Origin of the sequence: Lentzea sp. HUAS12, from assembly GCF_024125735.1 — a bacterium.
In the GTDB taxonomy this organism is placed as follows: domain Bacteria; phylum Actinomycetota; class Actinomycetes; order Mycobacteriales; family Pseudonocardiaceae; genus Lentzea; species Lentzea albida.
Genome location: NZ_CP099738.1, coordinates 7,927,474 through 7,941,278, shown reverse-complemented (window position 1 = coordinate 7,941,278; position 13,805 = coordinate 7,927,474). Strand labels below are relative to the sequence as shown.

Below are 13,805 nucleotides of genomic sequence, written 5' to 3'. Positions count from 1 at the left end.
CGCGTGGATCGAGCCTCACTGCCCGTCGTGTCCGTCGTCGTCGTGAACTACAAGGGCGCGGACGACACCATCACCTGCGTGCGCGGGCTGGCCGAGGTGGACCACCCGGCCGAGCTGCTCGAAGTGATCGTCGTCGACAACGAGGCGCACGACACCGCACGGCTGAAGGCGGCGCTGCCCGGCGTCAAGATCGTCACCTCCGAGCGGAACCTCGGCTTCGCGGGCGGCTGCAACCTCGGCGTCGAGCACGCCACGGGCGGGATCCTCGCGTTCCTCAACAACGACGCCCGCGCGGACCGGAACTGGATCAAGGCCGCGATCAGGGTCTTCCACACCGAACCGGCGGTCGCCTCGGTCGCGAGCAAGGTCCTCGACTGGGACGGCGAGAAGATCGACTTCGTCGACGGCGGGCTGACGTGGTTCGGCATGGGCTACAAGCGGCACGCGGGCCAGGACGACGACGGCAGCCACGACGGCCCGAAGGACGTGCTGTTCGGCACCGGGTCGGCGATGTTCGTCCGGACCGAGGTCTACAAGCAGCTCGGCGGGTTCGACGAGCGGTTCTTCATGTTCTACGAGGACGTCGACCTCGGCTGGCGGCTCAACCTGCGGGGCTGGCGGGTCCGCTACGAACCGGCGTCGCTCACGTTCCACCGCCACCACGCGTCGATGAAGTCGATCGACCACAGCCGCGAGCTGTACCTGCTCGAGCGCAACGCGCTCATGTCGCTGTACAAGAACTTCTCCGACGAGACGCTCGCGAAGGTGCTGCCGGCCGCGCTCGCGCTGTGCGTGCGCCGGGCGACGGCCCGCGGTGAGATCGATCCCACGCAGCTGGAGATCACCCGCCGCCCGACCGATCCCGCCTCCGACCGCGAGCCCGTCGGGGTGTCGCGCGAGGCGCTCGCCGGGTTCCTCGCGATCGACCAGTTCGTCGAGGCGATGCCGTCGCTCGCCGAGTCGCGCAAGAAGGAACAGGCCGCGCGCCGGATGTCGGACGTCGACCTGGTCCCGTTGATGCGCAAGGCGTTGGAGCCCGCATATCCCTTGCCGCGCTACCTCGCCGCGCACGACATCCTCGTGGACGTGCTGGGCCTCGACGACGTGTTCGGCAAGCCGCGCAAGATCCTCGTGATCACCGGTGACGCGATCTCCGACCGGATGGCGGGTCCCGCGATCCGCGCCTGGCACATGGCGGACGTGCTGTCCGGCGAGCACCAGGTCCGGCTCGTCACGACGAACCCGCTGTGCGCGCCGCCCGACGCCCCGTTCGCCGTCGAACGCGCCCGGCAGAAGGAACTGCCGGCGCACGTCGAGTGGGCGGACGTGGTCGTGCTGCAGGGCCACGCGCTCGAGATGGCGGGCGACGTGAAGAAGCAGTCGTCGACCAAGATCGTCGTCTGCGACATGTACGACCCGATGCACCTGGAACTGCTGGAGCAGGGCAAGGACAACGCGGACGACAAGCGCGCCCTCGACATCGAGGCCGTCACCAAGGTGCTCAACACCCAGCTCGAACGAGGCGACTTCTTCCTGTGCGCCTCGGAACGGCAGCGGCACTTCTGGCTCGGCCACCTGGCCGCGCTCGGCCGGCTCACGCCCGCGTTGTACGACAACGACCCCACGACGCAGTCGCTGCTCGGGATCGTCCCCTTCGGACTGTCGGGCAAGCCGCCGCAGCGCACCGGTCCGGCGATCAAGGACGTGGTGCCGGGCGTCACGGACGCCGACAAGGTCGTGATCTGGGCCGGTGGCGTCTACAGCTGGTTCGACCCGCTGTCGCTGATCGAGGCGGTGGACCACCTGCGCAGGCGGCAGCCGTCCGCGAAGCTGTACTTCCTCGGCATGAAGCACCCGAACCCCGAGGTCCCGGACATGGACATCGCCGGCCGGACGCGGGCGTTGTCCGCGAAGCTGGGGCTGACCGGTGAGAACGTGTTCTTCAACGACGGGTGGGTGCCGTACAACGAGCGGCAGAACTGGCTGCTCGACGCGGACTGCGGTGTCACCACGCACTACGAGCACGTGGAGACCACGTTCGCGTTCCGCACGCGGGTGCTCGACTACCTGTGGGCGGGGCTGCCGATCGTCACCACGTCCGGCGACTCGTTCGCGGACCTGGTGGAGCGGGAGAGGTTGGGCGTCGTCGTGCCCCCGGAGGACCCGGTGGCGCTGGCCGACGCGTTGGAGAAGGTGCTCTACGACGAGGAGTTCGCGGCCGCGTGCCGCGAGCGCATCGCCGTCGTGCGCGAGCGGTTCACCTGGGAGACGGCTCTCGCGCCCCTGGCCGAGTTCTGCCGCAACCCCAGGCCCGCCGCGGACCGTCTGCCCGGCTCGGCCCCCCTGGTGCGCACACCGGGGCTGAGCACGGCGGACAAGGTGAAGCGGGACCTGCTGCTGGTGCGCGAGTACCTGGACGCGGGTGGCCCGACCGAGTTGGCCAAGCGGGCGACGGGGCGTCTGCGCAAGATCGCGCGTGGCGGTAGGTAGATGGCGAGATCCCCGAAACCCCTCAAGGTGCTGCTCGACGGCACCCCCCTGCTCGGACACCGCACCGGCATCGGCCGCTACACGGCGGCCCTGGCCGAGGAGCTCGCGTCGATGTCCGACGACGTGGACGTGCGGGCGGTGGCGTTCACGTTGCGCGGCTGGCGCGCGTTGCGGACGGTGCTGCCGCACGACGTGACGGCACGCGGCCTGCCCGTGGCGGCACGGGCGTTGCGTCAGATGTGGCTGCGCGCCCCGTTCCCCCCGGTCGAGATGCTGGCCGGGTTCACCGACGTCATGCACGGCACCAACTTCGTGCTGCCGCCGACCGTGCGGGCGGGCAAGGTCGTCACGATCCACGACCTCGCGTTCCTGGACGCGCCCGGCGACCTGCCGCCGTCGGACCGCAGGCTGCCCGAGCTCGTGCGCCTGTCGGCCCAGCGCGCGGACGTGATCTGCACGCCGACCGCGGCCGTCGCCTCCGTGGTGGCGGACCGGTTCTCCGTACCGCTGGACAAGATCGTCGTGACGCCGCTGGGCGTCGACCCCGCGTGGTTCGCGTCCCGCCCCCCGTCTCCGACGTTGCGCGGGCGCCTCGGGCTGCCGTCGGAGTACCTGCTGTTCGTCGGGGCGGACGGCCCGCGCAAGGGACTGGAGTACCTGACCAAGGCGCACGCGTCCGACCCGTCGCTGCCACCGCTGGTGATCGTCGGACCTGGGCGGTCCGGTGTGGACGGCCGGGTGCTGCGGACCGGCTACCTGTCGGACGTGCACCTGCGTTCGGTGGTGGCCGGGGCGTCCGCGCTGGTGCTGCCGTCGCGGGACGAGGGTTTCGGGCTGCCGGTGCTGGAAGCGCTGGCCTGCAGCGTGCCCGTCGTGTGCTCGGACGTGCCCGCGTTGCGCGAGGTCGCCGGTGGGCACGCGCTGCACGTGCCGGTCGGGGACGTCGAGGCGCTGGCGGCGGGGATGGCCGAAGCCGTTGCGGCGCCGTCGACTCCGGAGGCGCAGTCGGAACGGCGGGCGCACGCGGCCGGGTTCACCTGGCGGCGGTGCGCGGAGAAGACGGTCGAGGCGTATCGGCGCAGCCGTGGCTGAGCGCTCCGCGGCTGAGCTCTACGTGGTCGAGGTCTACGGGCGGGTGCTGCACGCGAACTTCCTGTACGACGCCGACCTCGACGGGTTCGTGGCCCGGATCACCGAGCAGGCGGCGGACATGACGGACGCCGAGATCGAGTCGCTGCTGACCTACAGCAACTGGCGCGACAGGATCGTCGGCACCTACCTCGCCGGGTTCGGCAGGCGCACCGCGCTCCGGGACACGATCGGAGCACTGCTCCTCGCGAGCGACCACATCTACGCCGGGCAGGGCTACTGCTTCGCGCTGGCCGCGTTCGGCGAGGAGGCCGACGCGGACTGGCTCGCCGCCTTCCTCGACCGGTGGCTGCGCACTTCGGAGCGGTACGAACAGCCGTGGGCGTTGGGCGCGTTGATGTTCATCGACCCCGTGCGCGGGGTGGCCTACGGCCCGGCGGACTCGGAGCACGAGACGATCTGCAGGCTGGTCTCGCTGGTGGGCGCCAGGAAGTCCTGACGCCCCAACGTGATCACCGAGAGTGCGGCCTCGGCGAGTGCTTGTCGAGCTGGCTCAGCGACACCTGCCGCGAGCCCGTGACAACCGCAACGCACTTGAGGAAGCGCTGCCGATCGGAATCCGTTGTCGCGGGTCGCCGCGGTTCGCGCCCGGAATCGAACATGCCGACCAGGCTCCCGCAATCGGAACTGCGGTGCCAGACCGGTCACTCCAATGGCGCAGCACCGGCACTCGGAGCCACCACTCCCGCGCGCACCGCCTCCGAAAGGGCGCTTCGCCAGTGCGGCAACGGGCGCAGTCCCGCCGCTGCCCACGCGGCGCCCGACAGCACCGAGTAGGCGGGTCGCGGGGCCGGGCGCGGGAACTCGTCCGTGCCGCACGGCAGCACGCGGGCGGGATCGGCGCCGATCTCGGAGAAAACGGCCTGGGCGAACCGGAACCACGTCGTCTCGCCGCCGCCGGTCGCGTGCAGCAGTCGCTGGGACGGCAGGACCGAGGCCAGTTCGAGCAGGCCCGCGGCGAGGTCGCGCGTCCACGTCGGCGAGCCGGTCTGATCGTCCACAACGGACACAGTCGGCCGCGAGGACTCCAGTGCCGCCATCGTCTTCACGAAGTTCGAGCCGCCCGCGCCGTACACCCACGAGGTGCGCACGACGTAACCGCCCGCCTCCAGCACGCGGCGTTCGCCTTCGAGCTTGGTGCGGCCGTAGGCGGACTTCGGGCCGACCGCGTCCGAAGTCTCGTACGGTCGCGTGCCCTCGCCGGAGAACACGTAGTCCGTGGAGACGTGGATCATCGGAATGCCCAGGGAGGCACAGGCTTCCGCGAGCAGGCCGGGGCCGACGGCGTTGACCGCGAACGCGCGGTCCTCGTCGGTCTCGGCCGCGTCGACGGCGGTGTACGCGGCGCAGTTGATCACCGCGGTGGCACCGGCCAGGTCGGCGGCCGTCACCTTCGTCACGTCCAGCTCGGCCGACGACAGCGCGCGGACGTCGGAGGACAGGGCTGCGAGGTCGTGGCCGAGCTGGCCACGACCGCCGGGAACGAGGATCACGGGTCAGCCCTTCTCCAGCGCCGCGCGCTCCTTGAGCGGCTCCCACCAGGCGCGGTTCTCGCGGTACCACTCGACGGTGTCGGCGAGGCCGACGGCGAAGTCGACCTGCGGCGCGTAGCCGAGCTCGGAAGCGATCTTGGAGATGTCCACCGAGTAGCGGCGGTCGTGGCCCTTGCGGTCCTGCACCGGCTCCACGGCCGACCAGTCACGGCCTGTGGCGGCCAGCAGCTTCTCGGTGAGCTCGCGGTTGGTGAGCTCGGTGCCGCCACCGATGTTGTAGATCTCCCCCGGCCGGCCGCCCTCGGCGACGAGCTGGATGCCGCGGCAGTGGTCGGCGACGTGCAGCCAGTCGCGGACGTTCAGTCCGTCGCCGTAGAGCGGCACCTTCCCGCCGTCGATCAGATTCGTGACGAAGAGCGGGATCACCTTTTCGGGGAACTGATACGGCCCGTAATTGTTCGAGCACCGTGTGATGCTCACCGGAAGGCCGTGCGTGCGGTGGAACGCGCGCGCCAGGAGGTCGGAAGAGGCCTTCGAGGCGGAATAGGGCGAGTTCGGTTCGAGGACGTGCGTCTCGGTCCAGGAACCGGTCTCGATCGAGCCGTAGACCTCGTCCGTGGAGACGTGCACGAACCGCTTCACGCCGGCGTTCAGGGCGCCCTGCAGCAGCGTTTGGGTGCCGAGGACGTTCGTCAGCACGAAGTCCGCGGAACCGGTGATGGACCTGTCGACGTGCGACTCGGCCGCGAAGTGCACCACGACGTCGATGCCGCGCATCTGCTCGGCGACCACGGCGGCGTCGCAGATGTCGCCCCGGACGAACTCGAACTTGCCCGCGACCGGTGCGAGGTTCGTCTCACTGCCCGCGTACGTGAGCTTGTCGAGCACCACCACTTCGGCACCGGCGAACGCCGGGTACGACCCGCTCACCAACTCCCGCACGTAGTGCGAGCCGATGAACCCGGCCCCACCCGTCACCAGTACGCGCATACCCATTCCTCCCGTGGTGTACCCCGCTCGCAGTCTGTCACGTAACCAATCGCTGCAACCCACAGCAACGTCACGTCGTCTGACTTATAAAGAACTAAACTCTTGGTCGTGGGGGAGGAAACGGTCGTGGGAGGCAGAAGCCTGCCGGTCGGAGTGGTCGGAAACCGGCCATCCGCGGCCCTTCGCGCTTTCCTGGTGACGGGGAAGATCTTCGTGGCCCTCGTCTCGACCGCTGTGCTCCTCATCACGTCGTACGGCTGGAACCAGCTGCGCACGGCGAACGAGGGCATCGTCAAGACCGAGGTCATCCCGCAGGAGCTCACCGAGCAGGGGCCCAAGCCGCTCGACGGCGCGGTCGACATCCTGCTGGTGGGCATGGACAGCCGCACCGACGCGCAGGGCAACCCGCTGTCGAAGGAAGTGCTGGCCATGCTCAACGGCGGCATCGCCGACGGCGAGCAGAACACCGACACGATGATCCTCGTGCACATCCCGGTCGACGGCACGCGCGCGGTCGCGATCTCGTTCCCCCGCGACTCCTACGTCGAGATGGCGGACGGTTTCGGCAAGCACAAGCTCAACTCGGCGTTCGCCCGCCAGCGCAACACCGTCGACCAGGAACTGCGGGCACAGGGCGTGACCGACGAGGCGCGCATCCGCACCGAGTCGATGGCCGCCGGCCGCAAGACGCTGATCAAGACGATCGAGGGCCTGTCCGGCAACCAGGTGCGCATCGACCGCTACGCCGAGGTCAACCTGGCGAGCTTCTACGAGGTCACCAAGGCCATCGGCGGCGTCGAGGTGTGCCTGAACGAGGCCACCTCCGACCGCGACTCCGGCGCGAACTTCCAGGCGGGCCAGCAGACCATCGAGGGCGCGGCCGCGCTGTCGTTCGTGCGCCAGCGCAAGAACCTGCCGAACGGCGACCTGGACAGGGTCGTGCGCCAGCAGGCGTTCATCGGTGCCCTCGCGAAGAAGGTGCTGTCGAGCGGCACGCTGACCGACCCGTCCAAGCTCAGCGGGCTGGTCGGGGCCGTGCAGAAGTCGGTGATCCTCAGCTCGGGCTGGGACATCACGACGTTCGCCGAGCAGATGCAGGGCCTCGTCGGCGGCAACTTCGAGTTCAAGACGATCCCGGTGGGCGACCCCACGGACACCTACAGCGACGGCAACGTGCTGCCGGTGAACCCCGCGCAGGTGCGCAAGTTCCTCACCGACCTGGCGGCGGACAAGAGCTCGGCGAGCAACTCCCCGACGGTCACCACCACCCTCCCGGCGCCGCCGAACTCCTCGATCACCGTGCAGGTCTTCAACGCCGCGGGCGTGCAGGGCCTCGCCGGTGACGTGATGACCGCGTTGACCGCCAAGGGCTTCCTGCGCGGCAACGTCGCGTCGGCGCAGCAGAACAGCGACACCACGGTGGTCCGGTACGGACCCGGTGAGGAGGGCTCCGCCCGCAAGGTGGCGGCGGAGCTCGGCCAGAACGTGGCGGTCGAGGAGGACGCGTCCGTCCGAAAGGGACAGATCCAGGTCTTCGTCGGCGCGGACTACTCCACGCCCGACGACGGCGAGGAGGTCGACCCCCAGGGCGTTCCCGGCACGTCGCCCGCCCCGAGCACGAGCAGCACCCCGAAGATCACAGCGGGTGGACTCGTCTGCGTGAACTGAATCCCCGGCGTAACGCGGTCGCGATAGTTACGCTGAGAGACCAGATCCAGTACACGGAGGGCGACGTTGAGCACTGCCGCACGCGCGAGGAAAGCCGCACGGGTCACAGGCCGTGTGGTGATCGCGCTGGTCGCCGTGACGACGCTGGCCTTCTCCGGCTACTTCTGGACCGCTCTGCGCCTGGTCAAGCAGAACACCAACACCACGCAGATCCTCCAGGTGCTGGACGACATCCCGAACTCGCCGCCCGTCGAGGACGGCGCGATCGACATCCTCCTGGTGGGCAGCGACAGCCGCACGGACGCTCAGGGCAGGCCGCTTCCCGCGGACGTGCTGCGCAAGTTGCGCACCGAGGGCACCGACACGGTGAACACGGACACGATCATCGTGATGCGCGTGCCCCGCAACGGCGGCAAGGCCAGCGCCATCTCGATCCCGCGTGACACGTACCTCCCGATCGCCGGCTTCCGCGAGGACAAGATCAACGCCGCGTACGGCGCGGTGAAATACCTGACCGCTGAGCGGCTGCAGGCCGAGGGCGTGAGCGACCAGCAGGAGCGCGAGCGCAGGTCCGACGAGGCGGGGCGCAAGGCGCTGGTGCAGGCGGTGCAGGACCTGACGGGCATGCGCGTCGACCACTACGCGGAGATCAACCTCTACGGGTTCTACCTGCTCACCGAGGTGATCGGTGGCGTGCAGGTGTGCCTGAAGACCGGCACGTCGGACCCGAACTCCGGCGCGAACTTCCGCGCGGGTCCGCAGACGATCTCGGGCGGGGACGCGCTGTCGTTCGTGCGGCAGCGGAACATGCCCGGTGGTGACCTGGGCCGCATCACGCGGCAGCAGGTGTTCATGTCGCAGGCGATGAAGCAACTGCTGTCCGCGGGTACGTTCACCGACCCGGCGAAGATGAGCGGGCTGCTCGACGCGGTGTCGAAGTCCGTTGTGGTGGACCAGAACCTCGACATCGCGACGCTGGCGGCGCAGGCGCAGGGCCTCGCGTCGGGCAACGTGGAGTTCGCCACGATCCCGGTGACGAGCATCGACGCCCGCAACGAGCGCGGGCAGAGCGTCGTGACGGTCGACCGCGAGGCCGTGAAGGCGTGGGTGGCCCAGCTGATCGGCGAGACCGCGCCCCCCGCGCCGTCGACGACCGCGCCCTCCAGCAGCACCCCGGTCGAGCCGTCGCGGTTCGGTCCTGAAAAGCTGCTGTCGCTGGACGGCGCGCACGCCGTGGCAGCGCGGCAAGATGTGCCCTGCGTCGACTAGGAGTCACCGCGTGAGCGTCACCGAGGTCCTCTTCACGCCGTTGCTCAAGGCCGACCCGGGTCGTCCGCTGATCACGCACTACGACGACGCGGCGGGCACGCGGATCGAGCTGTCGCGCGCGACTGTGAAGAACTGGGCCGCGAAGACGGCGAACTGGCTGCGCGACGAGCACGACGTCGAGCCGGGTGACCCGGTGGCGGTGCTGCTGCCCGCGCACTGGCAGACCGTGGGCCTGCTGCTCGGCGCCTGGTGGTGCGGTGCCCGCGTCGTCGGGGCCGACTACTCCGGCGCGAAGGTCGCCGTCGTCCCGCCCGGCGGCACGGCGGAGGCGGACGTCGTGGCCGTGGCCTCGCTGCACCCCATGGGCCTGGGCTCCGGCGCCCCGGTCGACTACGCCGACGACGTGCGCGTGCACGGCGACGACTTCATGCCGTGGGAACCGGTTCCCGGCTCCACGCCCGCCCTGGGCGAGTCCACTGTGGATGAAGTGGTGGCTTCCGCCCGTTCGCTGGGCGAAGGGCTCGGCACCGAACCGCGCGTGCTGTCCACTCTGGAGTGGGACTCGCCTTCCGGTGTGCTGCAAGGCTTTCTGGCCGTGCTCGCGGCCGGCGGCTCACTCGTGCAGGTGAGCAATCCCGACGCGGGCCTGCTGGCCGCGCGCCGGGACAGCGAGAAGGTCACGCGGCAACTGGGTTGAGCACCTTGTTGTTCTTGAACAGCACGCGGTCCAGCGCGTAGGCACCACCGTTGAAGCCGAGCGCGAGGGCGGCCGCGCCGAGCACGACCACCAGTTCGGCACCACCCTCGCCGATCAGGCCGTTCGGCAGGTGGACGAGCAGCCACGCGCCGAGCATGTTGGCGGCGAGCAGGACACCGGCGACCGGCAGCGCGAGGCCGGCGATCAGCGCGAGGCCCCCGGCGAGCTCGACGGTCGCGGCGAACCACGCGGACAGCGTCGGCAGCGGCACGCCCATCTTGTCGAACGACCCGGCGGTGCCCGCCATGCCGAACTCGGTGAACTTCTGCCAGCCGTGCGCGACGAACACGACGCCGACGGCGATCCGTCCGATGAGTGCGGCGATGTCCTTGACCATGTTTCTTGCTCCCCGATCCTGTCGATCTGCGGTCGTTCAACCTCGAACCAAAACTAGTGCAGATTTGAACGACCTCATGATTTCGACAGGAATCCAACAGGGAGTCCTTAGGTTCGCAGGTCCGCTACTTCTTGAGCGTGACGCCTGACCCGTCCTGACCGGTCAGGGTCAGCGTGTTGCGATCGATCTCGTAGGTCGGCCCGCCGCTGGAAAATGCCTGCATGAGGGCGGTCTCGACCTCGTTGGTGTCACCGCACGCCATGTCGGTGACGGGCCCGAGCTCGGCCTTGATGACCTGGCCGGACAGCGCGTACGGCCGGTCCCCGCCCTTGAAGTTGCAGCCGGTGTCGATGCTCAGGTTGCCGCTGCGGAAGGAGACCGTGGCCTTCACCCCCGCGGGAACGGACGAGGCGGCGTCCTTCGTGACCAGGCCGTCGACCGTCCAGGTGCCCTCCAGCGAGGCGGGCTGCTCGGGCGCGAGCACGATCTCCTCACCCGGCCCGGTGACCACGAGGTTCGCACCGTCGAGCTTCCAGGACGGTTTCGCCTCGATCAGCTTCGTGAGCCACGTGTCCTGCTCGTGCAGCTCGGGCTTGGGACAGCCCATGGCCGTGACGCCGAGCTCCGCCACGGAGAGCTTGCCGCCGTCGAGGCTCACCGGCCCCTGCATCTGGTTGCAGCCGGCGTGGGCGAGGAGCCTGCCGTCGTCGGTGAACCTGAGCTCCACGTTCGTGCCCTCGACCAAGGCGCGCGGCTTGCCGTTCTCGGTGACGGACTCGGACACGTACACCTTGCCCTTGAGATCGGCGCCCGTGGACGGACTGCCGCAGCCCGTCGCGACCAGCAGCAGGGCGACGAAGGCGATTCGGGTGCTCATGCGGCTAGGACGGAACGCCGTGCGCCTGCGGTTGCCTCAGGGGTTGACATCCGAGCCCTCGATCGCTGTACTTAACCACGAGGTTAGATAACCAAGTGGTTAGGTAAGAGATGGACCAGCTGAGCGCCACCTTCGCCGCACTGGCGGACCCGACCCGCCGGGCGATCCTCGCGCGGCTCACCGAGGGCCCGGCAACGGTGAAGGAGCTCTCCGAGCCGTTCGACATGAGCGGCCCGGCGATCTCCAAACACCTGCGCGTGCTGGAGAAGGCAGGCCTGATCACCCGAGGCAGGGAGGCCCAGTGGCGCCCCTGCCAACTCGACGCGACACCCCTCAAGGAGGTCGCTGTGTGGGCCGAGAACTACCGCCGCTTCTGGGATGCGAGCTACGCACGCCTGGACGAGCTCTTGACCGAGATGAAGGAGAACGAGCGATGAGCACCGTCAAGTTCGGAACCACCGTCACCCTCCCGTCCGACACCGAGATCGCGATGACGCGCACGTTCGACGCGCCGGCTTCGTTGGTGTGGAAGGCTTTCACCGACCCGGTACTGCTGCGCCGCTGGCTGCTCGGCCCCGACGGCTGGGAGATGCCGATCTGCGAGATCGACCTGCGCGTGGGCGGCAAGTGGCGCTACGGCTGGGCCCAGCCGGACGGGTCGGGCGCGTTCGAGATGCACGGCGAGTACACCGAGGTGACGCCGTTCTCCCGGATCGTGAACACGGAGATCTTCGAGGACAACCCGCCGGCCGTGACCACGGTGTCGTTCGTGGAGGAGGACGGGCGGACGGTCATGACCTCGACGATGACGTTGGTGTCGCAGGAGGCGCGTGACGCGGTGCTGGCGACCGGGATGGCGGACGGTGCCGGTCGGTCGTACGAGCGGCTGGGCGAGGTCCTCGCCGAGCTGTGATTCTGCGTAGTCACCTTTGGTGGCAACGGTTCCCCCTTGCGTGGCGTCCGGCGTGACTACGTTCGGGAGCATGGGACGTTTCTTCGTGGCTTTGGCTGTCGTGCTCGGCTTCGCCGTGTTGTCCGCTCCCGTCGCCCAGGCTGCGCCGGGTACGCGCTGGGAGGTGGTGCCCTGTGCGGCCGGCACCAAGGCCCTGTGGCTGCCGCGGGTTTCGGAGGCCGGCACCGACCTGTCTTGCACGACCGAGGAAGCCCGGTCTGTTGCGGTGAAGGCGGCGCGGGACAGCGGGAGTCCTACGCGGCTGTTGAACGTCGCGATCGCCTACTCGCAGCAGTTCGCCGACAAGTCGATCACCCCGGAGTCGACCTGTGTGCTGGGAGCTCGGGGTGCGGTGGGCGAAGCGATCGGTACGTGCGTGGCGGCTTGATCGCTTGTTCCGGCTACGGTCCGATCTGCAGCCGGAGCAAGCGTTCACGCACGGCCGATCCGGCTCGCACACTCTCCTCGGCCAACAGGCTGAGCGCCGCCCCCAGCGGCACCGACATGCGCACTCGGTGTTCGGGCGGCAACATGGCCGCAGGCGATGCGGGATCCCACTGCGACATGGGTCGTGCGAACCGCAGGGAGTCTGTTCTCGCGGTGAAGACGGACTCGGCTCGCTGAATGCGCTTCTGCTTCACGGCGTGGGAGTCGATGTTCAGGAAGGTGACGCTCAGCAGCTCACCTCGCCCAGCGGCGTCCAGCCACCGGCCGAATCCGAGGAAGTAGGACTGCGCCATCTCCTCCGGCTTGATGCCGGTCTCCTCGGTCAGTTCCCGAGTCGCGGAGTCGATGGCGAACTGCGCCAGCGAAACGCGTTGCTCGTTCTTGAAGTCCTGAGGCTCGGCGCCTCCAGAACCGCTGGGGGCCATCAGTTTGGGGCTGTTGCGGTTCGCCGCCGACTGCAGGGTTCCGACCAGTCTGCCGTCGTTGGTGATCGCGATCGTCGACGTTCCGATCTGGTTGAACAGCCAGCTGTCCCGGAAGTCGCGGATCCGGCTGTCCCTGCGGATGAACAGCGCCCGGCCGAACTCCGGCAGGACCCTGCCCTCGACAGCGACATCCCACGCTGACAACTCGTCGGACTGCACGAAGCAGAAGTGGTCGCCTGCGACCACTTCGATGTCATGCCCCGTCCACGTCGGGTCGGTGAAGTTGGTGTTCCATCCGACGCCCGGTCCGTTGAACCGGTGCGAATCCCTTGCCAGCACGGACTTCAGGAACTTCCTGGCATGGGGCTGCAACTGCGGGGGAACGACGTACGCCCTGCTGGCCAGCCGCACGTGCTGCTGTGGCGACCGCATCCGTTCGCTGACATGCCGATCGTGAACGAAGGTCCCCGCTGGAGTGGCGAGCACGCGAACGCTCTCATCCCCCGCCAGGCGCTCCACCACGTCGTCGAACCCGTCGTTCGTCCTCGGCAGGAACTCCGTTCGCTTCGCCTCCCGCATGTTCTTCCGGACCTCCAGCGTGATGAGCAGGACAGACAGCACGGCCTCGACGACCAGCACGCCGACTGGGATCACGACGAAGGTGGAGACGACACCCACCACGACCACGATCAGACCGAGCAACGTCCAACGATATTCGCTGACGAAGCGGAACGTCCGGTAGAGCAGGGTGTTGACGGTTCGCATCGCGGTGGTCACGCGACCGTCATCGCACAACGTCGTTTGGGTGTTACCCAAGTCACAGATGGATGTCGGCCAGTCAATTCGCCGGTGGCAGCCCACATCACGGCTGAGCGATGGCCGCCGACTCGCTCGACGAATGTCGAACGGCCTGGAGGCGGCCTGATCATGGAGATCAGGAGCCTCCAGGCC

14 protein-coding genes are annotated in these 13,805 nt (G+C 68.9%); 9 read left to right on the top strand and 5 right to left on the bottom strand.

Annotated features, from left to right (window positions below; genetic code table 11):
* Positions 1-3 precede the first annotated feature (3 nt).
* From ND450_RS37220 to ND450_RS37210, 3 genes are read left to right on the top strand one after another with little or no spacing between them, the layout of a single operon-like run.
* Positions 4-2,490, top strand: a complete 2,487-nt coding sequence (locus ND450_RS37220; protein WP_253322837.1) for a glycosyltransferase — start codon at positions 4-6, stop codon at positions 2,488-2,490.
* On the top strand, positions 2,491-3,582 hold the full coding sequence (locus ND450_RS37215; protein WP_253322836.1) for a glycosyltransferase family 1 protein: 1,092 nt from the start codon (positions 2,491-2,493) through the stop codon (positions 3,580-3,582).
* Positions 3,575-4,078 (top strand): DUF6000 family protein, encoded by a 504-nt coding sequence (locus ND450_RS37210; protein WP_253322835.1) that lies wholly within the window; start codon positions 3,575-3,577, stop codon positions 4,076-4,078. The genes ND450_RS37215 and ND450_RS37210 overlap by 8 nt, the downstream gene beginning before the upstream one ends.
* Before the next feature lie 205 nt (positions 4,079-4,283).
* Here ND450_RS37210 and rfbD read toward each other — a convergent pair whose 3' ends face one another.
* Positions 4,284-5,132 (bottom strand): dTDP-4-dehydrorhamnose reductase, encoded by an 849-nt coding sequence (gene rfbD / locus ND450_RS37205; RefSeq protein WP_253322834.1) that lies wholly within the window; start codon positions 5,130-5,132, stop codon positions 4,284-4,286.
* 3 nt (positions 5,133-5,135) lie between these two features.
* Positions 5,136-6,122: a dTDP-glucose 4,6-dehydratase gene (gene rfbB, locus ND450_RS37200; RefSeq protein ID WP_253322833.1), complete on the bottom strand. Its 987-nt coding sequence runs from the start codon at positions 6,120-6,122 to the stop codon at positions 5,136-5,138.
* A 195-nt stretch (positions 6,123-6,317) separates the two neighbouring features.
* Here rfbB and ND450_RS37195 point away from each other — a divergent pair, with 195 nt between their 5' ends.
* The 3 genes from ND450_RS37195 (at position 6,318) to ND450_RS37185 (ending at position 9,756) form a co-directional block, all read left to right on the top strand.
* Complete coding sequence (locus tag ND450_RS37195; RefSeq protein ID WP_253322832.1) at positions 6,318-7,790, top strand: LCP family protein; 1,473 nt, start codon at positions 6,318-6,320, stop codon at positions 7,788-7,790.
* Between the two features lie 66 nt (positions 7,791-7,856).
* The gene (locus ND450_RS37190) at positions 7,857-9,059 is read left to right on the top strand and encodes an LCP family protein (RefSeq protein ID WP_253322831.1); all 1,203 of its coding nucleotides are present in this window, start codon (positions 7,857-7,859) and stop codon (positions 9,057-9,059) included.
* A gap of 10 nt (positions 9,060-9,069) precedes the next feature.
* Positions 9,070-9,756, top strand: coding sequence for a TIGR03089 family protein (locus ND450_RS37185; protein WP_253322830.1), 687 nt, complete (start codon positions 9,070-9,072; stop codon positions 9,754-9,756).
* Here ND450_RS37185 and ND450_RS37180 read toward each other — a convergent pair.
* Complete coding sequence (locus tag ND450_RS37180; RefSeq protein WP_089914645.1) at positions 9,737-10,153, bottom strand: DoxX family protein; 417 nt, start codon at positions 10,151-10,153, stop codon at positions 9,737-9,739. The genes ND450_RS37185 and ND450_RS37180 overlap by 20 nt on opposite strands.
* Before the next feature lie 124 nt (positions 10,154-10,277).
* Positions 10,278-11,030 (bottom strand): META domain-containing protein, encoded by a 753-nt coding sequence (locus tag ND450_RS37175; RefSeq protein WP_253322829.1) that lies wholly within the window; start codon positions 11,028-11,030, stop codon positions 10,278-10,280.
* A 110-nt stretch (positions 11,031-11,140) separates the two neighbouring features.
* Between ND450_RS37175 and ND450_RS37170 the strand changes: the two genes are divergently transcribed.
* The 3 genes from ND450_RS37170 (at position 11,141) to ND450_RS37160 (ending at position 12,370) form a co-directional block, all read left to right on the top strand.
* Complete coding sequence (locus tag ND450_RS37170) at positions 11,141-11,467, top strand: helix-turn-helix transcriptional regulator (RefSeq protein WP_253322828.1); 327 nt, start codon at positions 11,141-11,143, stop codon at positions 11,465-11,467.
* On the top strand, positions 11,464-11,943 hold the full coding sequence (locus ND450_RS37165; protein ID WP_253322827.1) for an SRPBCC family protein: 480 nt from the start codon (positions 11,464-11,466) through the stop codon (positions 11,941-11,943). Before ND450_RS37170 ends, ND450_RS37165 begins: the two co-directional genes overlap by 4 nt.
* A 70-nt stretch (positions 11,944-12,013) precedes the next feature.
* Complete coding sequence (locus ND450_RS37160; RefSeq protein ID WP_253322826.1) at positions 12,014-12,370, top strand: hypothetical protein; 357 nt, start codon at positions 12,014-12,016, stop codon at positions 12,368-12,370.
* A gap of 13 nt (positions 12,371-12,383) precedes the next feature.
* On the opposite strand, the gene ND450_RS37155 is transcribed toward ND450_RS37160, so the two are convergent.
* Complete coding sequence (locus ND450_RS37155) at positions 12,384-13,715, bottom strand: hypothetical protein (RefSeq protein ID WP_253322825.1); 1,332 nt, start codon at positions 13,713-13,715, stop codon at positions 12,384-12,386.
* Between the last annotated feature and the right edge of the window lie 90 nt (positions 13,716-13,805).

Bases quoted from the DNA above. Each gene is read 5' to 3' on its own strand.
- ND450_RS37215 (WP_253322836.1), top strand. From the start codon at position 2,491: ATGGCGAGATCCCCGAAACCCCTCAAGGTGCTGCTCGACGGCACCCCC.
- rfbB (WP_253322833.1), bottom strand. From the start codon at position 6,122: ATGCGCGTACTGGTGACGGGTGGGGCCGGGTTCATCGGCTCGCACTAC.
- ND450_RS37180 (WP_089914645.1), bottom strand. From the start codon at position 10,153: ATGGTCAAGGACATCGCCGCACTCATCGGACGGATCGCCGTCGGCGTC.
- ND450_RS37175 (WP_253322829.1), bottom strand. From the start codon at position 11,030: ATGAGCACCCGAATCGCCTTCGTCGCCCTGCTGCTGGTCGCGACGGGC.
- ND450_RS37170 (WP_253322828.1), top strand. From the start codon at position 11,141: ATGGACCAGCTGAGCGCCACCTTCGCCGCACTGGCGGACCCGACCCGC.
- ND450_RS37165 (WP_253322827.1), top strand. From the start codon at position 11,464: ATGAGCACCGTCAAGTTCGGAACCACCGTCACCCTCCCGTCCGACACC.
- ND450_RS37160 (WP_253322826.1), top strand. From the start codon at position 12,014: ATGGGACGTTTCTTCGTGGCTTTGGCTGTCGTGCTCGGCTTCGCCGTG.